The sequence below is a fragment of the Thermococcus waiotapuensis genome, from assembly GCF_055384795.1.
The window spans coordinates 63,241-79,706 of record NZ_AP042429.1; the positions used below are offsets into that span (position 1 = coordinate 63,241).

Here is a 16,466-nt window from a genome sequence, read left to right on the forward strand (position 1 = left end):
TCGATGCCCAACTACGATGCCCATTTGCTCTCCGGAATACTCACCTACCCGCTCGCCGTGGCCCTGGCGGGAATACTCAAGGAGTACTCCGGAATCCCCTTTGAGTTCAGTTCGATTGCCCTCATCCTCGGTTACGCACTCTACGTTCTCGGAAGCGATCTGCCGGACATGGATCACCCGGACGCACTGCTCCACAGGGGGACGAAGCCCATAGTGGCTGTTGCAGTAGGGAGCGCCGTTTACCTCCAGGCCCTTCACTGGTTCAGCTTTAGCGAGGAATGGCTCAACCAGACGGCCGCCTGGGGTGTGGGAGTTGTTGGAGCATTGAGCGGCTGGTTTGGCTTCACCTGGCTGATGCCAAGGCACAGGGGAGTGGTTCACTCCCTCCTCTTCGCCGCTGTATACGGCCTCTTAGCTTACCTGCTGGGTACTTTTGGGTTAAGGATGACAGGGGGAGAGAGCCTCTACTTAAGCATCGCGGCGTTCCTGGGCTACACCCTGCACCTTTTGCTCGACGGTTCCCTCAAGCTCCTCTGATCATGAGAGCTCGTTACACAGTTCCGGGCAATAATGCTTTTAAATAAGCCACGTTAGGAAACCTGGGGTGAGAAAATGTTCAGCCTTGGGGGATTTTCACGCGGTGGTGAGTACGAGAATAAAACATGGGACGTGCTCATAATTGGAGCGGGGCCGGCAGGCTTCACGGCGGCGATATACGCGGCCCGCTACGGCCTGGAGACCCTCATCATCAGCAAAGACCTCGGCGGAAACATGGCGCTGACGGACCTCATAGAGAACTACCCCGGATTTCCCGAAGGGATAAGCGGTTCAGAGCTGGCAAGGAGGATGCACGAGCAAGTCAAGAAGCTGGGAGTTGATGTGGTCTTCGACGAGGTGGAGAGGATTGACCCGGCGGAGTGCGCCTACTACGAGGGGCCGTGCAAGTTCACTGTGAAGACAAAGAACGGCAGGGAGTACAAAGGCAGGACGATAATCATAGCCGTTGGAGCCGCACCGAGGAAGCTCAACGTTCCAGGGGAAGAGGAGTTCACGGGAAGGGGCGTCTCCTACTGCGCCACCTGCGACGGCCCGCTCTTCAAGGGCAAGAAGGTTGTAGTGGTCGGCGGCGGAAACACCGCCCTTCAGGAGGCGTTATATCTGAAGAGCATAGGCGTTGACGTCACGCTAATCCACAGGCGCGACACGTTCAGGGCCGACAAGGTACTCCAGGACCGCTTTAAGGAGAGCGGCATCCCAGCTATATTCAACACCGTCGTGACGGAGATCAAGGGAACCAGCAAGGTCGAGGCTGTTAAGCTCAAGAACCTCGTCACCGGAGAGGAGTGGGAGATGAAGGTCGACGGTGTCTTCATCTTCGTCGGCTACGAGCCGAAGACGGACTTCGTCAAGCACCTCGGAATAACAGATGATTACGGCTACATTCCGGTGGACATGCACATGCGCACAAAGATTCCGGGAATCTTCGCCGCCGGGGACATAACCAACGTCTTCAAGCAGATAGCGGTCGCCATAGGCCAGGGGGCGATAGCGGCCAACTCCGCCAAGGAGCTACTCGACGAGTGGAACTCGAAGGTTGCCGAGTGAATTCCCGGCCCTCCCCTCGGTGTTTTTGCCTTCTCCTATCTCTCCCCATTGGGAATTTTCTGGGTTCTCTCGAAAAATCTTCGAACAAAAATGTTCATCGATGAACACAGGCTTATATAGGAGTTTTTTCAAGCCCCTCCGGTGATGTGGATGAAGGGACCCCAGGTTAAAGAGATCCCCGGGCCGAAGGGGAGGGAAATAATAGAGAAGCACCACAAGTACATGGCCACCACGACGAACGACCCCAACGAGTACTTCCTCGTTATAGAGAGGGCCGAGGGCAACTACTGGATCGACGTCGATGGCAACAGGGTTCTCGACTTCTCATCCGGAATAGGCGTTCTGAACGCCGGCCTCAGGAACCCGAGGGTAATCGAGGCCGTGAAGAGGCAACTTGATCTGGTTATCCACGCCGCCGGAACTGACTACTACAACCCCTACCAGGTTCAGCTCGCGGAGAGGCTTGCAGGGATCGCCCCGGGCGACTTTGAGAAGAAGGTCTTCCTGAGCAACAGCGGAACCGAGGCAAACGAGGCGGCCCTCAAGATAGCCAAGTGGTCGACCAACAGGAAGCTCTTCATAGCCTTCATTGGGGCATTCCACGGGAGGACCCACGGAACGATGAGCCTCACCGCCAGCAAGCCCGTCCACAGGAGCAGGATGTTCCCGACGATGCCCGGCGTTGAACACATCCCCTACCCGAACCCCTACAGGAACCCCTGGCACATCGACGGCTACGAGAACCCGGACGAGCTCATAAACAGGGTCCTCGAGTACCTTGAGGATTACCTCTTCCACCACTACGTTCCGCCGGAGGAGGTTGCGGGAATAATCTTCGAGCCAATACAGGGCGAAGGCGGCTACGTAGTTCCGCCGAAGAACTTCTTCAAGGAGCTCAAGAAGGTGGCCGACAAGTACGGTATACTCCTCATTGACGACGAGGTCCAGATGGGAATGGGAAGGACAGGGAAGATGTGGGCAATAGAAAACTTCGGCATCGCCCCGGACATAATAACTGTCGCCAAAGCCCTTGGGGGCGGTGTCCCGATAGGGGCCACCATATTCAGGGCTGACCTCGACTTTGGCAAGGAAGGAGTCCACGGCAACACCTTCGGCGGAAACGCCCTCGCCTGCGCGGCGGCTCTGGCCGTCATAGACGAGCTCCAGAACGGCCTCATGGAGAACGCCAGGAAGCTCGAGCCGCTCTTCAGGGAGAGGCTTGAGGAGATTAAGGAGAAGTACGAGCTCGTTGGGGACGTCCGCGGCATTGGTCTTGCCTGGGGCCTTGAGTTCGTAAAGGACAGGAAGACCAAAGAGTACGCGGCAAAGGAGAGGAACGAGATAGTCGTGGAGGCCCTCAAGATGGGCCTGGCCACCCTCGGTTGCGGAAGGAGCTCCCTAAGGCTCATCCCACCGCTGACCATCGATGAAGAGGAGGCCAAGATAGGCCTGGACATAGTGGAAAAGGCCATACACAGGGTCAGCGAGAGGCACGGCTACAGGGTTCACTGATTCCCCCTTTTTCTCTCTTTAAGAAAAAGATTTAAGCCCCGCAGGATACCCCCTTCTGGGATCGGAATGGAGATTGGTGTGGAAACCCTCAAGGCGATCTCACTTTTAACAGTCACCGCTTACGTGGCGTTTATCTTCAAAAACAGGAGGAAGTTCAACCTTGGCATGAACCTGATAATCCCGATAACGGCCCTCTCCACCGCCATAACCCTTGCTCTTCACGTTTTTGGTAAGAAAAGCCTTCCAGACGGGTCGTTCCTGACCCTCGGTTACGTGGGGTTTTTCTTCTTCTCCCTCGCCTTCGGTGAGCTGGCCGGGATAGCGGCGGCCATGGGGCTTGCTGCCGGCGAGTACGTTCTATCGCCAAACCCGGAAGGCACCCTGATCCTGCTCCTCCTTTCCATTCTCGCAGGGTGGATTGTGGGAAAGACGGGAAGGGCGGGAAGCGAGTTCTCAACCCTGCTGCCGGGCTCTATAGTCGGGGGGACAATATTAGTCGGGGGCAAAGAGGTCTACCTCTGGGCCCTCAAGGGGATACCGCTCCAGGACGCCACGGAGGCCCTGGCACCAATGGTGGTTTCAATCACAACTGGTCTTCTCCTCGGGACTGCTCTGGTGGTGGCTGCAAGAAAGTTAGAGAAGTGGCCAGGCCCTATAGAGAAAAGGGGCTGATCAAAGCTTTTCTATCTCCTCCCAGACGTCCTCCTCGACGAGGAGGGGTTCTATGGAGATCCTCTTTGAGGCCTTTCTCATCTGTCCGAGGTACCTGGAGTCCGCTATGACTGCATCGAACTCGAGCTCCTTGACCACATAAACGGAGAGCCCGAGACCATCAACTGCCCCGCTCGCGTGCTTCATGAACTCTTGCCCAGCCAACAGAATGTCCGGTGTGAGGCCCTCCTCCCTCAGTTCTTGGGCCGCTCTTTCTATTATCTCAAGGACTTCCTCTTTAGTCGGCATTCCCAGCTCCCCCCACGATCTCAACTCCACTCGAGGTGCCTATCCTGTTGGCCCCTGCCCTTATCATGGCCAGCGCCTGCTCGTAAGTTCTTATGCCCCCGGAGGCTTTGACACCCATCCCTTCTCCGACTACCCTTCTCATTAACTTAACGTCATCAACCGTCGCTCCCCCGGTGCCAAAACCCGTGGAAGTCTTAACAAAATCCGCTCCAGCTTCTTTTGCCAGCTCGCAGGCCCTGACCTTCTCCTCCTCAGTTAAATAGCAGGTCTCAATGATGACCTTGACCTTGGCACCCTTTTCGTGGGTGACCTTAACGACCTCCTCGATGTCCTTCTTTACGTAGTCGTAGTCTCTGTCCTTAAGCGCGCCGATGTTGATGACCATGTCGAGCTCATCGGCACCGTCCTCCAAAGCTTTCTTCGCCTCGAAGACCTTGACCTCGGTTGGAGTTGCCCCAAGCGGGAAACCTATCACGCTGGCAACTTTAACGTCCGCTTTCTTTTCGTTCAGGTACTCCCTGGCAAGCTTAACTCGGTAAGGATTGACGCAGACCGCGTAGAAGCCGTACTGAATTGCCTCGTCACAGAGCCTCTTTATATCCTCAGAGGTGGCATAGGGCTTGAGATTAGTGTGATCGATATACTTAGCTATGTCCATTCCCCCCACCAAAGGCATGTTTAGAGCTTGGGGTATATAGCAATTTTGCTACAGCAGGGTGCTCCTGAGGGCTTCGGCGAACTCTCTGGAGACTTCCTCCTCCCCGAGGTCAGGAATCACCTCACCTCTGACGACCTTCTCAAGAAAAGAGACTGCGTTTTCCCAGCACTCATCAAGCCGCTCCCCCTTGGGGATTGGGTTTCTCACCACGTACCACCCCCTTTTCCCGTGGTAAACCGCCACCCTGGGAACGTACTCGAAGTCCAGGAAAGTGTTGTCAAGGGTAAGCTCTACCCTGAAGTCACCGACCTCAAGGTAACCCTCCCTCAAAAGCTGTGCCTTAGCAGCATTCCAGGCAACATCCCCCACGACCGACACCGCAGAGGGATCCCGTTAGGCCCTAAAAACGTTTGTCCAAAAGGTGATAAACTCCGGAGGGAATGAGTTTTTGGTGATGGGATGCTCAGCGAGAAAGACCTCCAGAGGTATGATAGGCAGATAATGGTGTGGGGAACCGAAGGACAGGAAAAGCTGAAGAACGCCACCGTTGCTGTCGTCGGCGTCGGGGGCCTTGGATCCCCGGTGGCGTATTATCTGGCCGCGGCGGGAGTGGGCAGAATACTCTTAGTGGACTCGGAGAAGCCGGAGCTAAGCAACCTCAACAGACAGATACTCCACTGGGAAGAGGACCTGGGTAAGAACCCAAAACCCGTCTCAGCAGCATGGAAACTCGGGAGATTCAACTCATCAATCGAGATCGCCCCATTAGTGGCCAGGATAACCGAGGAAAACGTCGATAAGGTCCTAAAGGACGCGGACATCATAGTTGACTGCCTGGACAGTTTTAAGACCAGGTTCATACTCGACGATTACTCTCAGAGAACAGGAAAACCCCTCGTTCACGGGGCCGTTGAGAGAACCTATGGCCAAGTGACAACGATAGTTCCGGGAAAAACCATGAGCCTGAGAGAAATCTTTGGAAACGTTAGGGAGAAGGAGGGCAAGTTCCCGATAATCGGGGCAACGGCGGCCTTCGTAGGTTCCATCCAGGTTATGGAAGTGCTAAAACTCATAACAGGACTCGGAGAACCCCTTCTCAACAAGCTACTGATAGTGGATCTTGCCTACAACACCTTCGAGATCATAAACCTGAAAGATTCCACGAAAGAGAACCCATAAATATCCGGACAAAAACCCACGAAGGTGTCGAAAATGGTGAACGAGAAAGTTGCCGTGCTGGAGGGGAAGTTCGACATTAGCAGGGCAACCGAAACAATAGCAAACCCCGAAGCCGGAGGATACGTCATTTTCCTGGGAAAGGTAAGGAACCAGAGCCGGGGAAGGAAGGTTCTAAAGCTAATATACGAGGTCTACGACGAAATGGCCGTGGAAGAAATGAAGAAAATACGGGAAGAGGCGCTGAAAAAATTCGGAATAACTGACATGCTGATATGGCACAGGAGGGGGGAACTGAAAGTTGAAGAAGATACCATACTGGTGGTGGCATCGGCCCCCCACAGAAAAGAGGCCTTCGAAGCCTGCATGTGGGCGGTTGACGAGGTAAAGAAAAGAGTCCCGGTATGGAAAAAAGAGATCACCGAAGAAGGGGCCTTCTGGATTGAAGGGGATAAAGCAGTCCCCGCAAAGGATTACCATGGCAAGTAGTTCGCCATTTTTTTGTTACTATCTTCGGTTAAATGCAAAATTCGCATAGAAAAAGTATTTATATGTGATCCCCCAACCTCTTCTGGTGAAGTTGATGGTTGAGGCGGTAAAAACTTGGCCGGCTATCCCCTCAGTTGGTGGAACCCCCCAGAACGTCACCGTTGGGAAGCCACCATGGAGCAAAAAAGCCCACAGCGGGGATGTAGAGCGGTTGATACTCCAGCTTGGAGAAGGTAAGGGCAGGTTCGACGAGGCGCACGGGATACCAAGGTCAATGGGCTGCATAGGAAACAACAGGTTCTTCCTCCGGAGGGAAAGGCTCAGTGAAGAGGAAATCAGAAACGTTCTTCGGGATTTTAGAGCCCTCAACGGGGAAGAAGTCTGGATAACGAACTACGACAGCCCAAGGGACCTCTCGAAGGTAGCAAAGATAGCAGCTGAAGTTGGGATCCCGGAGGTGAACGTCGTTGTTCTCGAGGAGGATTTAGATGAATACGAAGTTGTTGAAGGAACCAGAACCATAGTAGAGCTCGAATATGACCCCGACAGGATACTGAAGGTCTCTCTAAACCCCAACGTGAACGGGCTTCTGGTGATGATTCCCCAAGAGAAGCTCGACGAAGCGATAACATTCCTGAACAGGCTCGACGAAACGGGTGACTTCGAAATATACGCGGACCTGCTGTATCCAAAATCGGCCCGGTTTTTGAAGTTCAATGTTATCGAGAAAAGGATGGGCGAAAACCCAACGGCACAGATGTACCACGACTGTCTGGCAGGGACAATTGCAGTAAGCGCCGACGGATATATAACACCCTGCCCGCTTCTCAGGAATTTCGTTGTGGGGGATGTGAGAAAAGGGGACTTGAGGGGGATAAGAAAGAAGAAGAAACTCAAGGAATTCTGGAAAATGACAAAGGACAAAATAGAGGGATGCTCAGCCTGTCCGCTCAGGTACCTGTGCCACGACTGTCGCGCCCTTGAATACCAGGCCACGGGAGAGATAGACGGCCTTGAGTACTGCTCAATCCTGCTCTAATCAAAAATCGAGTATGCAGCGGTACCCCCTTCCATCCTTTCTTACCATCCCCGAAAAGCGCCATTCTCTGTATTTCTCCATTATGGGGTTCAGAACATCAAAATACTCAATACCGAGCTTTTCAACGTACTTGCTGAACTCCATAATTTTCGACGCCAGATCCTCTTTTGAGGAGAAATACCACTCAATAAGATACCAGCCATCCCTCGGGGAGAACCCCACCTGTATTTCGTACTCTTCAAACTTTTCGAGGACCTCATCGTTAAATACCCTGGTCAGGCCAAGAACTCCCCTGTCATAGGCTGGAGCATCAACCACAGCTATGTACTCAAGTATTATTTTCTCCTTTTTAAGCCTGTCCAGCATGTAGTTTACAGTGGATCGGCTCTTTCCGAGGGTTTTAGCTATCTCCGAAATGGGTCTTCGAGCATCCCAGAAGTGAAGATCCATGAGCTGGGCATAGGGATAGCTTAAGTACCAGTCGCCAAAGTTATCGTCGCCCGAGTAGTGTAGATAACTTCTCATCTCGTAGTACTCATAGTCCTCGGAGTACTTGGCCAGCAGATCATCAACGAGGTCAACCTGATCCTTGGGGATGTACAGTATCGCCGAGATACCGTTCTTAAAACCGAACATCGCGTTTACATAAACGATAAAAGGATTCGCCCTCATTCTATCGGCAACTTCAAAGAGATCCTCCCGGGGAACGGAGAGAAAGGCAACAAAGCTCCTGAGGCCGAGCTTTTTAATGTCATACACCGGATTAACCGTGAATTTTGTTCCGTAGTATTTATCGTAGAGACGTTTTAGCCGGTAGTAGTCGATGCCCTCGAGCTCGGCTATTTTCTTGAGGCTCTCCGTTGGGTATTTCTCCAGTATGCCTATCAGAAACTCCATCTCAGACTGGGAAAACTCCTCCCCCGGCATGATGCTCCACGAAAAGGTTAAATCTGAGACGGTTATATCTTTATCGGTGGTTGCGGTGGTGAAGATAGAAGTACTAGACATTGAAAAACCTGAGGGCGTTGAGGTAATAATCGGACAGGGCAACTTCTCAATATTCACAGTCGATGATTTAGCCAGGGCACTTCTCACGGCCGTACCCGGAATAAAGTTTGGAATAGCCATGAACGAGGCCAAACCCCAGCTCACCAGGTTCACGGGTAACGACCCGGAGCTGGAGCAACTCGCGGCAAAGAACGCCCTCAAAATCGGTGCAGGCCATGTCTTTGTAATTCTGATGAGAAACGCCTTCCCGATTAACGTTCTGAACACCGTCAAAAATCATCCGGCCGTTGCGATGGTTTACGGGGCCAGCGAGAATCCGTTCCAGGTCATAGTGGCCGAGACAGAACTGGGAAGAAGCATTCTTGGAGTGGTCGATGGAAAAGCCGCCAACAGAATAGAGACAGAGGAACAGAAGAAGGAGAGAAGGGAACTCGTTGAGAAAATCGGCTACAAAATAGACTGATGTAAAGCTTTTTATGTTTCTTCCTTTTCTCCATTCAGGTGATTTCATGAGGCTGGCCTTTATTACCTCCAACTCGGGCAAGGTAATGGAAGCAAGGGAATACCTGGAACCTCTTGGAATCGAGGTATACCAGGTGAAGATTGGCTATCCCGAAATCCAGGCGGATACCCTGGAAGAAGTCGCCGAGTACGGGGCCAGGTGGATTGCGGAGAGATTTAAGGAGCCCTTCTTCCTCGATGATTCCGGCCTCTTCATTGAGGCCCTCAATGGCTTCCCAGGGGTCTATTCAGCGTACGTTTACAGAACCCTCGGGATTAGGGGAATCCTCAAGCTCATGAGGGGGGTAGAAAACAGGGAAGCATACTTCAAGAGCGTGATAGCCTACTGGGACGGGGAACTTCACACTTTCGAGGGGAGGGTAGACGGTGAAATAACCACCGAGCCCCTGGGATCGGGGGGTTTTGGCTTCGATCCGATCTTCAGGCCGGAGGGCTTTGAGAAGACCTTTGCCGAAATGACAACTGAAGAAAAGAACAGGATATCCCACAGGGGAAGGGCCCTTAAGGCCTTTGCCACCTGGCTAAAAGAAAACCTTAAATAAGAAGAAACCTCAATCCCTCGGGCAACAATTTGAACAGATGGCAGCAACGACAGGGGATAGGGATGAGTGGGCATATTGATGAGGTAGACCTTAAACTTCTTGAAGAGTTGAGGGAAAATGCCAGAGAGAACATAGCTTCCCTCAGCAAGAAGCTGAAGATACCCAGGACAACAGTACACTACAGGATAAAGAAGCTCGTTGACGAGGGAGTCATAGAGAAGTTCACGATAAAGCCAAATTACAAAAAACTCGATTTGGGAACTACAGCATTTATACTCGCCCGCTATGATCCGGACTCGGGCATAAACCAGAGAGAAGTCGCCAGGAGGGTCGCGGCCCTTGATGGAGTGTACGAAGTCCATATAATCACCGGAGAATGGGACCTCCTGATAAAGGTGAGGGCAAGGAACTCGGAGGAGATCGGGAAGATAGTTATTGACAGGCTCAGGGAAATAAAGGGTATTAGCCAAACTGTTACCATGGTCTCCTTCGTGTCGGTAAAAGAAGAGATCTAAGGGAGGGCAATGATTGGCGTTCTCCTTTCTGATTTTGGTGATGAAGCGAGGAACAATGAGCCCTCTTTCGAAAGATTTATAAGTGGAACCCCGGAACGCTTTCCAGTGGCTAAAAACCACCTTTCTTGGAGGTGTTCGCAGTGGAGATGAAGTTCGAGATACCCGTATGCACATCATGTGGAAAAGAGATAACCCCAAGGGAGCACGCCACCCACTTCATCTGCCCGAACTGTGGTGAGGCAATCATCTGGCGCTGCGAAAGTTGCAGGGTCCTGAACGTCCCCTACAAGTGCCCCAAGTGCGGCTGGGAGGGGCCGTGAATTAGGAGGAGGTGAAAAGGATGGGCGACTTCAACCTCGTCGGTGTCGTCAAGGTCATGCCGACCGATCCGGAGGTCGACCTCAACGAGCTCGAGGCAAAGCTCAAAGAGGCGCTTCCAAAGAAGTTCGGCCTCGCCAAGGTCGAGCGCGAGCCCATAGCCTTTGGCCTCGTCGCCCTCAAGTTCTACGTTTTAGCTAAGGACGAAGAGGGCTACGACTTCGACCAGGTTCTCGAGGCCTTCAGACAGGTTGAGAACGTTGAGAGCGCCGAAGTTGAGACAGTTTCAAGGATCTGAGGGCTCTCTGCCCCAGAAACCTTTTTCTAAGTCCATTCTGATTTTGTCACGATGCCGGCGATTGAGGTCAATGACCTGAGGAAGAGCTACCCGAAGAGAATACCTCTACCCTTTAGGCCGGTTGAGTGGGTAGAAGCACTCAAAGGCGTCTCCTTCAAAGTCGAAAAAGGAGAGCTATTCGGCCTCCTTGGCCCAAACGGTGCTGGAAAAACCACGACGATAAAGATACTCACGACCCTTCTTGAACCGAGCGGGGGAAGCGCAAAGGTTCTCGGCTACGATGTCGTCACCCAGGCAAGGGAAGTCAGGAGAAGAATAAACCTCGTTGCCGAGGGCGAGAGAACACTCTACTGGCGGCTGAGCGCCTATGAAAACCTCCGCTATTTCGCCAGCATCTACTACGTTCCAAAAGACGAAGCTGAGAAGAGGATAAGGGAGCTCCTCCAGCTCGTCGGCCTCTGGGAGAGGAGGAACGACCTGGTTATGGGCTTCTCGCGCGGAATGAAGCAGAGATTGGCCATAGCCAAGGCTCTGATAAACGACCCCGAGGTTCTCTTCCTGGACGAGCCCACCCTCGGCCTCGACGTCCAGAGTGCCGTATTCGTCAGGGAGTTCGTGGAGAGGCTCGTGCGGGAGGAGGGCAAGACGGTTCTCCTGACGACCCACTACATGGCCGAGGCAGAAAAACTCTGCGACAGGATTGCCATAATCGACCACGGTAGGATAATAGCCCTCGACACGCCGGAAAACCTCAAGAAGCTCGTCAGCGAGGGCGAAACGGTGGAGATACGGGTTAAAAACCTTAGGTCGGAAAAGGTGAAGGCCGTTGACGAGAGGTTAACAGTTTCTGGGGAGGATCCAACGCGCGGAACCCTCGTCCTCAGGGGAAACCTCGACGAGGAAGACCTGCCAAAGGTCGTTGAGAGCCTCATAAAGGCCGGGGCAAAGGTTTTATCGGTAGAAAGGGTCGAGCCGACGCTAGAAGATGTGTTCATAAAGCTAACCGGAAGGGCGCTGAGGGATTGAGATGGCCTTTCTAGCGGTCATTGAAAAGGAGTTCAGGATGCTCTTCCGCTATCCGCTCAGGGTTCTGAGCTCGATCTTAGTCGGGATAGTGTTCCTCGTGCAGTTCGTCTACTTCGGGGAAGCAATCCTCGGCGGGAGGTATTCGTCCCTCCTCCAGGCCTCCACGGGGGTCGGCGACTACCCGACCTATGCCTTAATAGGCTACGTCCTCTGGTGGGTCTCGTCCTCACCGCTGGAGGCGTCCGTGTGGGGGGTCAGACAGGAGCTCCAGAGGGGGACGCTGGAGAGCAACGTGGCCTCTCCCACTGGCCTCCTGGAGATGGTTATCAGCTTAGCCGTAGGCTGGATGCTCATGGATTCCGTGGTCATGTCCATCGTCTTCTTAGCTGGAGTGGTGACCTTTGGAGTGAGCCTCTCCTGAACAGCCCTTCTCAGGGCCCTTCCCGTTGTAGGGCTGGCCTTCCTGGCTTTCCTCGGCTCGGGCTTAATCTTCGCTGGCCTCGTGATGGCCCTCAAGAACATAGGGCCCTTTGCTCAGATATTCGAGTTCCTGGTCCTCTTTCTCTCGGGCGTCTTCTTCCCCCTCTCAACGCTCCCGGACTGGGTCGCTTCGGCCTCTAAGCTAATCCCGCTAACTCATGCCGCCAGCGCCGTCAGAAAGCTACTCGTTGGGATGCCTTATTCAGCCGTAACTGATGAGACCCTGTGGCTCGTCATATTAACGCCCCTCTACTGGCTCGTGAGCTACGCGGTGTTCAGGTGGGCGGAGAAAACAGCCAGGGTGATGGGCTATGGCGGCTACTGAAGAGCTGGGAGCCCTCGCAGGGGTGGCAAGGAAGAACTGGAAGGTCTTCCTGAGCTACAGGCTCTGGTTCATCAGCGACATCCTCATGGGGTTTTTCTTCGCTGGCAACGCCCTCCTCATCGGAATAGGGCTGACAGGCAAAAGGTACTCGGAATCCCTGGCGGAACTCACCGGCTACTCGGACTACCTCCTCTTTGCCGTCCTCGGCTTCATGGTTCTCGGCTTTGGATTGACTTTCCTCAGCGGGTTCGTCTGGAGCGTGGTTGACGAGCTCTACGTTGGAACCCTTGAGTACTCCTTCGCCTCACCGATGAGGAGGATAACCTTCTTCCTCGGCAACGTCCTCGTCAGGCTCGTCCTCAACGGGGTGTTCCTTCTGGTTTACATACCCCTCTTTGCCGTACTTTTCAACCTGAAAATAGATGTCATCCCGTTCCTCAGGGGGCTGGCCGTTCTCCTCCTCGGAACGCCCGGAATGGTGGGCCTGGGCTTAGCAGCCGCTGGAATCGTCCTCTACTTCCGCGATCCCGGGCCCTTCATAAGCATCCTTGAAATGCTCGTCTTTGCCCTCAGCGGGGCGATGTATCCAATCTCAATCCTCCCCAAACCTCTCCAGTTGATGGCAAAGGCCCTCCCCTACGCTCCGACCACCGAAGCCCTCAGAGAAGCCGTTGTTCACGGGATTTGGGGGGCCAGGGGAGAGATAGCCCACCTCCTGCTGGTTTCCGCGGCTTACACCCTTTTCGGCTATCTGGCATACAAATGGAGCGAAAAACAGGCGAGAAAAATAGGGCTGAAGGGCTACTAAAGCTCAAAGCCCAGCCTGGGCCTCTTCCACTCATCGAGTATGGCCCTCAGCTCCTCGTTCTCAACCTTTGAGTGAAGCTCGTCGAAACGCTCCTTTGCCCCCTCTTCATTGGCCTTCCAGCGGGCAAGCTCGGCTATGGCCCTGAAGAAGTAAGCAGTGTCATCCTCGAAGAGCTCGGCAAAGGCGTCCATGTTCTTTGCCACCGCCTCGTAGGCGCCCTCGTTGAAGAGCCCCTCGATGAAGTCAACGAGCGTCTCAAAGACAACCTCAAACACCTCATCGCCGACGTCAATGGCCTTAACGAGGGCATCGCGCAGGGCTTTGAAGGCTTTGCCGTAGTCCCCTTTGCCCGCCCGGATTTCCGCCTCGATGAGCTTCGCGTTTATCTCTATCTCATCGTCCCTGGGGCTCCTGAGGATCTCCTTTATGATGGCCTCAGCAGCCTCGTAGTTACCGAGCTCGTAGTGGAAGTGGGCCAAATCGAGGAGGCTTATCATGAGGTTCTTCTCATCGTTGAGCTTCTCGAACATCTCCCTTGCGCGCTCCATCAGCTCTATCGCCTTCTCTGTTTCCCCGAGCTCATCGTAGCTCACAGCGAGGTTCGCTAAAGTTAAGGCAATCTCCCTCTCGTTCTTCAGCACCTCTTCCTCGTGCTTTAAAAGCTTCTCATAAACTTCTACCGCCTTCTCCGGCTTTCCAAAGTGCTCGTACGCATCCGCTAAGTAGTAAAGCGCCGTCGCGTACTCCTCCGGGTCGTCTTTGTTCTTCTCGACAAGTCTTCTATAGAGCTCTATTCCACCCTCAACATCGTCGAGGTGCGCGTAGACGTGGCCAATCTCGTGCGCCAGCTCGTAGGGGTCTTCGCACTCAAGGGCGACCTCTTTGAGCCTTTCCAGCTCTTTTCTGAGTGTTTCTTCGTCCTCGATGGAATCAACGTAATCGTCAAAGAGCTCGAGGAGCTTCTCGCAGTCCCTGTTTTTCAGGGCATTTTCCCACTCTTTTTTGATGTTCATTTCAAATCACCGTTCCCCGGTTCTCCAGGAGGGTTAAAAAGCTATGGCCCGCGGGGACTTTAAGATTAAGAGCAGAATTGGAGTATCGCCAGAATTTTCGGCGTAATTTTAACATTATGACCATCAATTGTCGCAATTTATAAGACTTTTCTCTTCCTTTTGTCATCTTGTCCGTCAAATATCCCATGATTGAGGAGAGTGTCTGATATTTTCAAATAAACTTCCCGACCAATTGGACATTTTGTCCAATGGTTCAAGGCAAAGGGTTATATTCCCCTCCTCAATCCCTACACATGGACAATTTATCCAGGTGATCAAAATGGAGGAAGTGAAGAAGGACATCATCCAGGAGTACGCTGGCTGGAACAGCCTTGACGTCCTTGAAAACGCCAACCGCTACCCGGGGCCGACGGGCTTCTTCGCCTACGTCATGGAGGAGGCCCTGAAGGAGAGCGTCTCGCTCGTCCCAAAGGAAGGAAAGGAAGCCCACTTTTCCGGCGACATCTACATACACAAGCTCCCCTACAGCCTCTATGTCCCATACTGCACGGGCCACAGCACCGCCAGACTCCTCGAAAAGGGCCTCAGGACGCCCACGATAGTATCGAGGCCAGCCAAACACTTCGACACCTACGTTGACCACATAGCGAACTACCTCATAACGATGCAACACTACTTCAGCGGCGCCCAGGCGCTCAGCTCAGTCGAGTGGTATGCCGGGCCCTTCATAAGGCGTGAAAGCCTCGACAGAAGTAAAATCAAACAGCAGATCCAGAGGCTCGTTTACAACCTCAACTATCCGAGCAGGGTAGGGATGCAGACCCCCTTTACAAACTTCACAGTAACACTCGACGCTCCAAAGAAGATGCTCGAAGGAGATTACGCCGTCTACGCCGGGAAAAAGGCCGAACCACTCGGGGAGTACGAGAAGGAAGCCAGGGAGTTCTTTATCGCCCTCACGGAAGTCCTGAGGGAAGGGGATGCCTTGGGCCAGCCCTTCACATTCCCGATTCCCACGATAATGGTCACGGCGAAGATGCTATGGGACGACCCGGAGGTGTTTGAGGCCCTCTTCACGACGGCGGCAAAACGCGGAAGCTTCTACTGGCTGAACACGAACGTGGTTGATCCCGATGCCAGCTTTTCAATGTGCTGCCGGCTTGTGATTGACAAAAACGAAATGAAATTTAGCTTCAGTGCCGAGGATGTAAAAGAACAGTGGCTTAAAGAAGTGGAAAGACAGCGCTTCGGTGGCCTCTGGGCCATGCCAGACGTTACGGGCTCGGTAAACGTTACGACCGTCAATCTACCGAGGCTCGCCCTCAAAGCGAAGGGAGACGACGACAGGTTCTGGGAGGAGTACGAGAAAACCCTCGAAATCGCGAGGAAAACAACGGACTGGTTCAGGGGGCGCTATGTGGGGCTCATAACCAACTACGGGCAGATGTACCAGATGATCCGCCTCTACCTCGAGGAGTTCCCGAGGAGTCACTTCAACACCATCGGAATCCTTGGCCTGCCAGAGGCGGCCGCGGTTTACCTCAACGAACCGAAGCTCTGGGAGGAGGGCACGAAAAAGGACTGGATTAAAGCGGCAGAGCTCATGAAGGAGATGGTCGAGTTCGCAACGGCCAAGGCCAGGGAGTGGATGCGCGAAACCGGGACGCCCTGGAACGTCGAGGAAGTGCCCGGGGAGAGCGCCGCGGCAAAGCTTGCCGTAAAGGACTTGCGCGAGTTCCCGGAGCTCAGGGACTACCTCGGCGACCCCGAGAACCCGATTTACTCGACAAGCATAGCGCCCTATTATGGCAGCATAGATCTTGCCGACAGGATAAGGGTTGAAGAGAAGGTCCAGAGGAGCTTCACCGGTGGGGTCATGATGCACATATTCCTCGGCGAGGAACCCGATCTCGAGGCGCTGGCGAGGCTCACGAAGAGGCTTATGAAGACGGAGCTGGTTTACTGGAGCTACACCCCAGCCATTACAGTCTGCAACTCCTGCAACTACTCCACCACTGGATTATACACCCACTGTCCGCGCTGCGGGAGCGAGAACGTCGAGATATGGAGCAGGATAATCGGCTACTACAGACCCCTCAAGAACTGGAACCCATTCAGGAAGAGGGAGTTCTGGACGAGAAGGCACTACTCCCCCTGATTCATTTTGGGGTG

General features: G+C 53.6%; 20 protein-coding genes and 1 pseudogene. 16 read left to right on the forward strand and 5 right to left on the reverse strand.

All coding sequences use genetic code 11. The annotated features are described in order from the left end of the window. Nucleotides 1-3 precede the first annotated feature (3 nt). The 4 genes from ACZ47M_RS00345 (at nt 4) to ACZ47M_RS00360 (ending at nt 3,789) form a co-directional block, all read left to right on the forward strand. Entirely contained in the window at nt 4-537 is a 534-nt protein-coding gene (locus ACZ47M_RS00345) for a metal-dependent hydrolase (protein ID WP_315341166.1), read from the forward strand. Between the two features lie 75 nt (nt 538-612). Beyond that, the gene (trxB, locus tag ACZ47M_RS00350) at nt 613-1,605 is read left to right on the forward strand and encodes a thioredoxin-disulfide reductase (protein WP_315341163.1); all 993 of its coding nucleotides are present in this window, start codon (nt 613-615) and stop codon (nt 1,603-1,605) included. 150 nt (nt 1,606-1,755) lie between these two features. After that, nucleotides 1,756-3,117 carry an acetyl ornithine aminotransferase family protein gene (locus ACZ47M_RS00355; RefSeq protein WP_394356302.1) on the forward strand — a complete coding sequence of 454 codons (1,362 nt, stop codon included), beginning with the start codon at nt 1,756-1,758 and terminating at the stop codon, nt 3,115-3,117. 66 nt (nt 3,118-3,183) lie between these two features. Then, nucleotides 3,184-3,789 carry a hypothetical protein gene (locus ACZ47M_RS00360; RefSeq protein ID WP_315341160.1) on the forward strand — a complete coding sequence of 202 codons (606 nt, stop codon included), beginning with the start codon at nt 3,184-3,186 and terminating at the stop codon, nt 3,787-3,789. Here the strand turns inward: ACZ47M_RS00360 and ACZ47M_RS00365 are convergent, their stop codons facing one another. The 3 genes from ACZ47M_RS00365 to ACZ47M_RS00375 are packed head-to-tail and all read right to left on the reverse strand — an operon-like array spanning nt 3,790 to nt 5,113. Next, nucleotides 3,790-4,077, reverse strand: coding sequence for a family 4B encapsulin nanocompartment shell protein (locus ACZ47M_RS00365; protein WP_010479498.1), 288 nt, complete (start codon nt 4,075-4,077; stop codon nt 3,790-3,792). Further along, complete coding sequence (gene deoC / locus ACZ47M_RS00370; RefSeq protein WP_315341157.1) at nt 4,067-4,735, reverse strand: deoxyribose-phosphate aldolase; 669 nt, start codon at nt 4,733-4,735, stop codon at nt 4,067-4,069. The genes ACZ47M_RS00365 and deoC overlap by 11 nt, the downstream gene beginning before the upstream one ends. 48 nt (nt 4,736-4,783) lie before the next feature. Next, the gene (locus ACZ47M_RS00375) at nt 4,784-5,113 is read right to left on the reverse strand and encodes a hypothetical protein (protein WP_315341154.1); all 330 of its coding nucleotides are present in this window, start codon (nt 5,111-5,113) and stop codon (nt 4,784-4,786) included. 81 nt (nt 5,114-5,194) lie between these two features. Here ACZ47M_RS00375 and ACZ47M_RS00380 point away from each other — a divergent pair, with 81 nt between their 5' ends. From ACZ47M_RS00380 to ACZ47M_RS00390, 3 genes are all read left to right on the forward strand, one after another. Then, nucleotides 5,195-5,914 carry a ThiF family adenylyltransferase gene (locus ACZ47M_RS00380; RefSeq protein WP_315341151.1) on the forward strand — a complete coding sequence of 240 codons (720 nt, stop codon included), beginning with the start codon at nt 5,195-5,197 and terminating at the stop codon, nt 5,912-5,914. Between the two features lie 33 nt (nt 5,915-5,947). Further along, complete coding sequence (locus ACZ47M_RS00385) at nt 5,948-6,400, forward strand: molybdenum cofactor biosynthesis protein MoaE (protein WP_315342117.1); 453 nt, start codon at nt 5,948-5,950, stop codon at nt 6,398-6,400. Between the two features lie 94 nt (nt 6,401-6,494). Beyond that, nucleotides 6,495-7,439 (forward strand): SPASM domain-containing protein, encoded by a 945-nt coding sequence (locus ACZ47M_RS00390; protein ID WP_315342115.1) that lies wholly within the window; start codon nt 6,495-6,497, stop codon nt 7,437-7,439. On the opposite strand, the gene ACZ47M_RS00395 is transcribed toward ACZ47M_RS00390, so the two are convergent. Continuing rightward, nucleotides 7,440-8,366, reverse strand: coding sequence for an Lrp/AsnC family transcriptional regulator (locus tag ACZ47M_RS00395; protein ID WP_315341148.1), 927 nt, complete (start codon nt 8,364-8,366; stop codon nt 7,440-7,442). A 55-nt stretch (nt 8,367-8,421) separates the two neighbouring features. Here ACZ47M_RS00395 and ACZ47M_RS00400 point away from each other — a divergent pair, with 55 nt between their 5' ends. The 8 genes and pseudogenes from ACZ47M_RS00400 to ACZ47M_RS00435 all read left to right on the forward strand — a co-directional run bounded on the left by ACZ47M_RS00400 (nt 8,422) and on the right by ACZ47M_RS00435 (nt 13,281). Next, nucleotides 8,422-8,910: an adenosine-specific kinase gene (locus ACZ47M_RS00400; RefSeq protein WP_315342110.1), complete on the forward strand. Its 489-nt coding sequence runs from the start codon at nt 8,422-8,424 to the stop codon at nt 8,908-8,910. Between the two features lie 46 nt (nt 8,911-8,956). Next, the gene (locus tag ACZ47M_RS00405) at nt 8,957-9,511 is read left to right on the forward strand and encodes an XTP/dITP diphosphatase (protein ID WP_315341145.1); all 555 of its coding nucleotides are present in this window, start codon (nt 8,957-8,959) and stop codon (nt 9,509-9,511) included. A gap of 62 nt (nt 9,512-9,573) precedes the next feature. After that, on the forward strand, nt 9,574-10,026 hold the full coding sequence (locus tag ACZ47M_RS00410; protein WP_010479479.1) for an Lrp/AsnC family transcriptional regulator: 453 nt from the start codon (nt 9,574-9,576) through the stop codon (nt 10,024-10,026). Nucleotides 10,027-10,172: 146 nt separating this feature from the next. Further along, on the forward strand, nt 10,173-10,346 hold the full coding sequence (locus ACZ47M_RS00415) for a zinc finger domain-containing protein (protein WP_315342108.1): 174 nt from the start codon (nt 10,173-10,175) through the stop codon (nt 10,344-10,346). A 20-nt stretch (nt 10,347-10,366) separates the two neighbouring features. Then, complete coding sequence (locus tag ACZ47M_RS00420) at nt 10,367-10,642, forward strand: elongation factor 1-beta (protein WP_315341141.1); 276 nt, start codon at nt 10,367-10,369, stop codon at nt 10,640-10,642. 51 nt (nt 10,643-10,693) lie between these two features. Further along, nucleotides 10,694-11,668 carry an ABC transporter ATP-binding protein gene (locus ACZ47M_RS00425; RefSeq protein ID WP_315341138.1) on the forward strand — a complete coding sequence of 325 codons (975 nt, stop codon included), beginning with the start codon at nt 10,694-10,696 and terminating at the stop codon, nt 11,666-11,668. Nucleotide 11,669: 1 nt separating this feature from the next. Beyond that, a pseudogene (locus ACZ47M_RS00430) lies at nt 11,670-12,473 on the forward strand (ABC transporter permease). Beyond that, a complete protein-coding gene (locus tag ACZ47M_RS00435; RefSeq protein ID WP_315341135.1) occupies nt 12,460-13,281 on the forward strand; it encodes an ABC transporter permease in 822 nt (273 codons plus the stop codon). The pseudogene ACZ47M_RS00430 and the gene ACZ47M_RS00435 overlap by 14 nt, the downstream one beginning before the upstream one ends. On the opposite strand, the gene ACZ47M_RS00440 is transcribed toward ACZ47M_RS00435, so the two are convergent. After that, nucleotides 13,278-14,294: a tetratricopeptide repeat protein gene (locus ACZ47M_RS00440; RefSeq protein WP_315341133.1), complete on the reverse strand. Its 1,017-nt coding sequence runs from the start codon at nt 14,292-14,294 to the stop codon at nt 13,278-13,280. The genes ACZ47M_RS00435 and ACZ47M_RS00440 overlap by 4 nt on opposite strands. A gap of 319 nt (nt 14,295-14,613) precedes the next feature. On the opposite strand from ACZ47M_RS00440, the gene ACZ47M_RS00445 reads away from it, so the two are divergent. Then, nucleotides 14,614-16,452: an anaerobic ribonucleoside triphosphate reductase gene (locus ACZ47M_RS00445; protein WP_315341130.1), complete on the forward strand. Its 1,839-nt coding sequence runs from the start codon at nt 14,614-14,616 to the stop codon at nt 16,450-16,452. The last annotated feature ends 14 nt before the right edge of the window (nt 16,453-16,466 follow it).

What these genes read in the sequence shown, in the direction of transcription:
- trxB (WP_315341163.1), top strand. Translation starts at nt 613, where the DNA reads ATGTTCAGCCTTGGGGGATTTTCACGCGGTGGTGAGTACGAGAATAAA.
- ACZ47M_RS00405 (WP_315341145.1), top strand. Translation starts at nt 8,957, where the DNA reads ATGAGGCTGGCCTTTATTACCTCCAACTCGGGCAAGGTAATGGAAGCA.
- ACZ47M_RS00445 (WP_315341130.1), top strand. Translation starts at nt 14,614, where the DNA reads ATGGAGGAAGTGAAGAAGGACATCATCCAGGAGTACGCTGGCTGGAAC.
- ACZ47M_RS00440 (WP_315341133.1), bottom strand. Translation starts at nt 14,294, where the DNA reads ATGAACATCAAAAAAGAGTGGGAAAATGCCCTGAAAAACAGGGACTGC.
- ACZ47M_RS00345 (WP_315341166.1), top strand. Translation starts at nt 4, where the DNA reads ATGCCCAACTACGATGCCCATTTGCTCTCCGGAATACTCACCTACCCG.
- ACZ47M_RS00365 (WP_010479498.1), bottom strand. Translation starts at nt 4,077, where the DNA reads ATGCCGACTAAAGAGGAAGTCCTTGAGATAATAGAAAGAGCGGCCCAA.
- deoC (WP_315341157.1), bottom strand. Translation starts at nt 4,735, where the DNA reads ATGGACATAGCTAAGTATATCGATCACACTAATCTCAAGCCCTATGCC.
- ACZ47M_RS00415 (WP_315342108.1), top strand. Translation starts at nt 10,173, where the DNA reads ATGAAGTTCGAGATACCCGTATGCACATCATGTGGAAAAGAGATAACC.
- ACZ47M_RS00360 (WP_315341160.1), top strand. Translation starts at nt 3,184, where the DNA reads ATGGAGATTGGTGTGGAAACCCTCAAGGCGATCTCACTTTTAACAGTC.
- ACZ47M_RS00355 (WP_394356302.1), top strand. Translation starts at nt 1,756, where the DNA reads ATGAAGGGACCCCAGGTTAAAGAGATCCCCGGGCCGAAGGGGAGGGAA.
- ACZ47M_RS00380 (WP_315341151.1), top strand. Translation starts at nt 5,195, where the DNA reads ATGCTCAGCGAGAAAGACCTCCAGAGGTATGATAGGCAGATAATGGTG.
- ACZ47M_RS00390 (WP_315342115.1), top strand. Translation starts at nt 6,495, where the DNA reads ATGGTTGAGGCGGTAAAAACTTGGCCGGCTATCCCCTCAGTTGGTGGA.
- ACZ47M_RS00385 (WP_315342117.1), top strand. Translation starts at nt 5,948, where the DNA reads ATGGTGAACGAGAAAGTTGCCGTGCTGGAGGGGAAGTTCGACATTAGC.
- ACZ47M_RS00410 (WP_010479479.1), top strand. Translation starts at nt 9,574, where the DNA reads ATGAGTGGGCATATTGATGAGGTAGACCTTAAACTTCTTGAAGAGTTG.
- ACZ47M_RS00420 (WP_315341141.1), top strand. Translation starts at nt 10,367, where the DNA reads ATGGGCGACTTCAACCTCGTCGGTGTCGTCAAGGTCATGCCGACCGAT.
- ACZ47M_RS00395 (WP_315341148.1), bottom strand. Translation starts at nt 8,366, where the DNA reads ATGCCGGGGGAGGAGTTTTCCCAGTCTGAGATGGAGTTTCTGATAGGC.
- ACZ47M_RS00425 (WP_315341138.1), top strand. Translation starts at nt 10,694, where the DNA reads ATGCCGGCGATTGAGGTCAATGACCTGAGGAAGAGCTACCCGAAGAGA.
- ACZ47M_RS00435 (WP_315341135.1), top strand. Translation starts at nt 12,460, where the DNA reads ATGGCGGCTACTGAAGAGCTGGGAGCCCTCGCAGGGGTGGCAAGGAAG.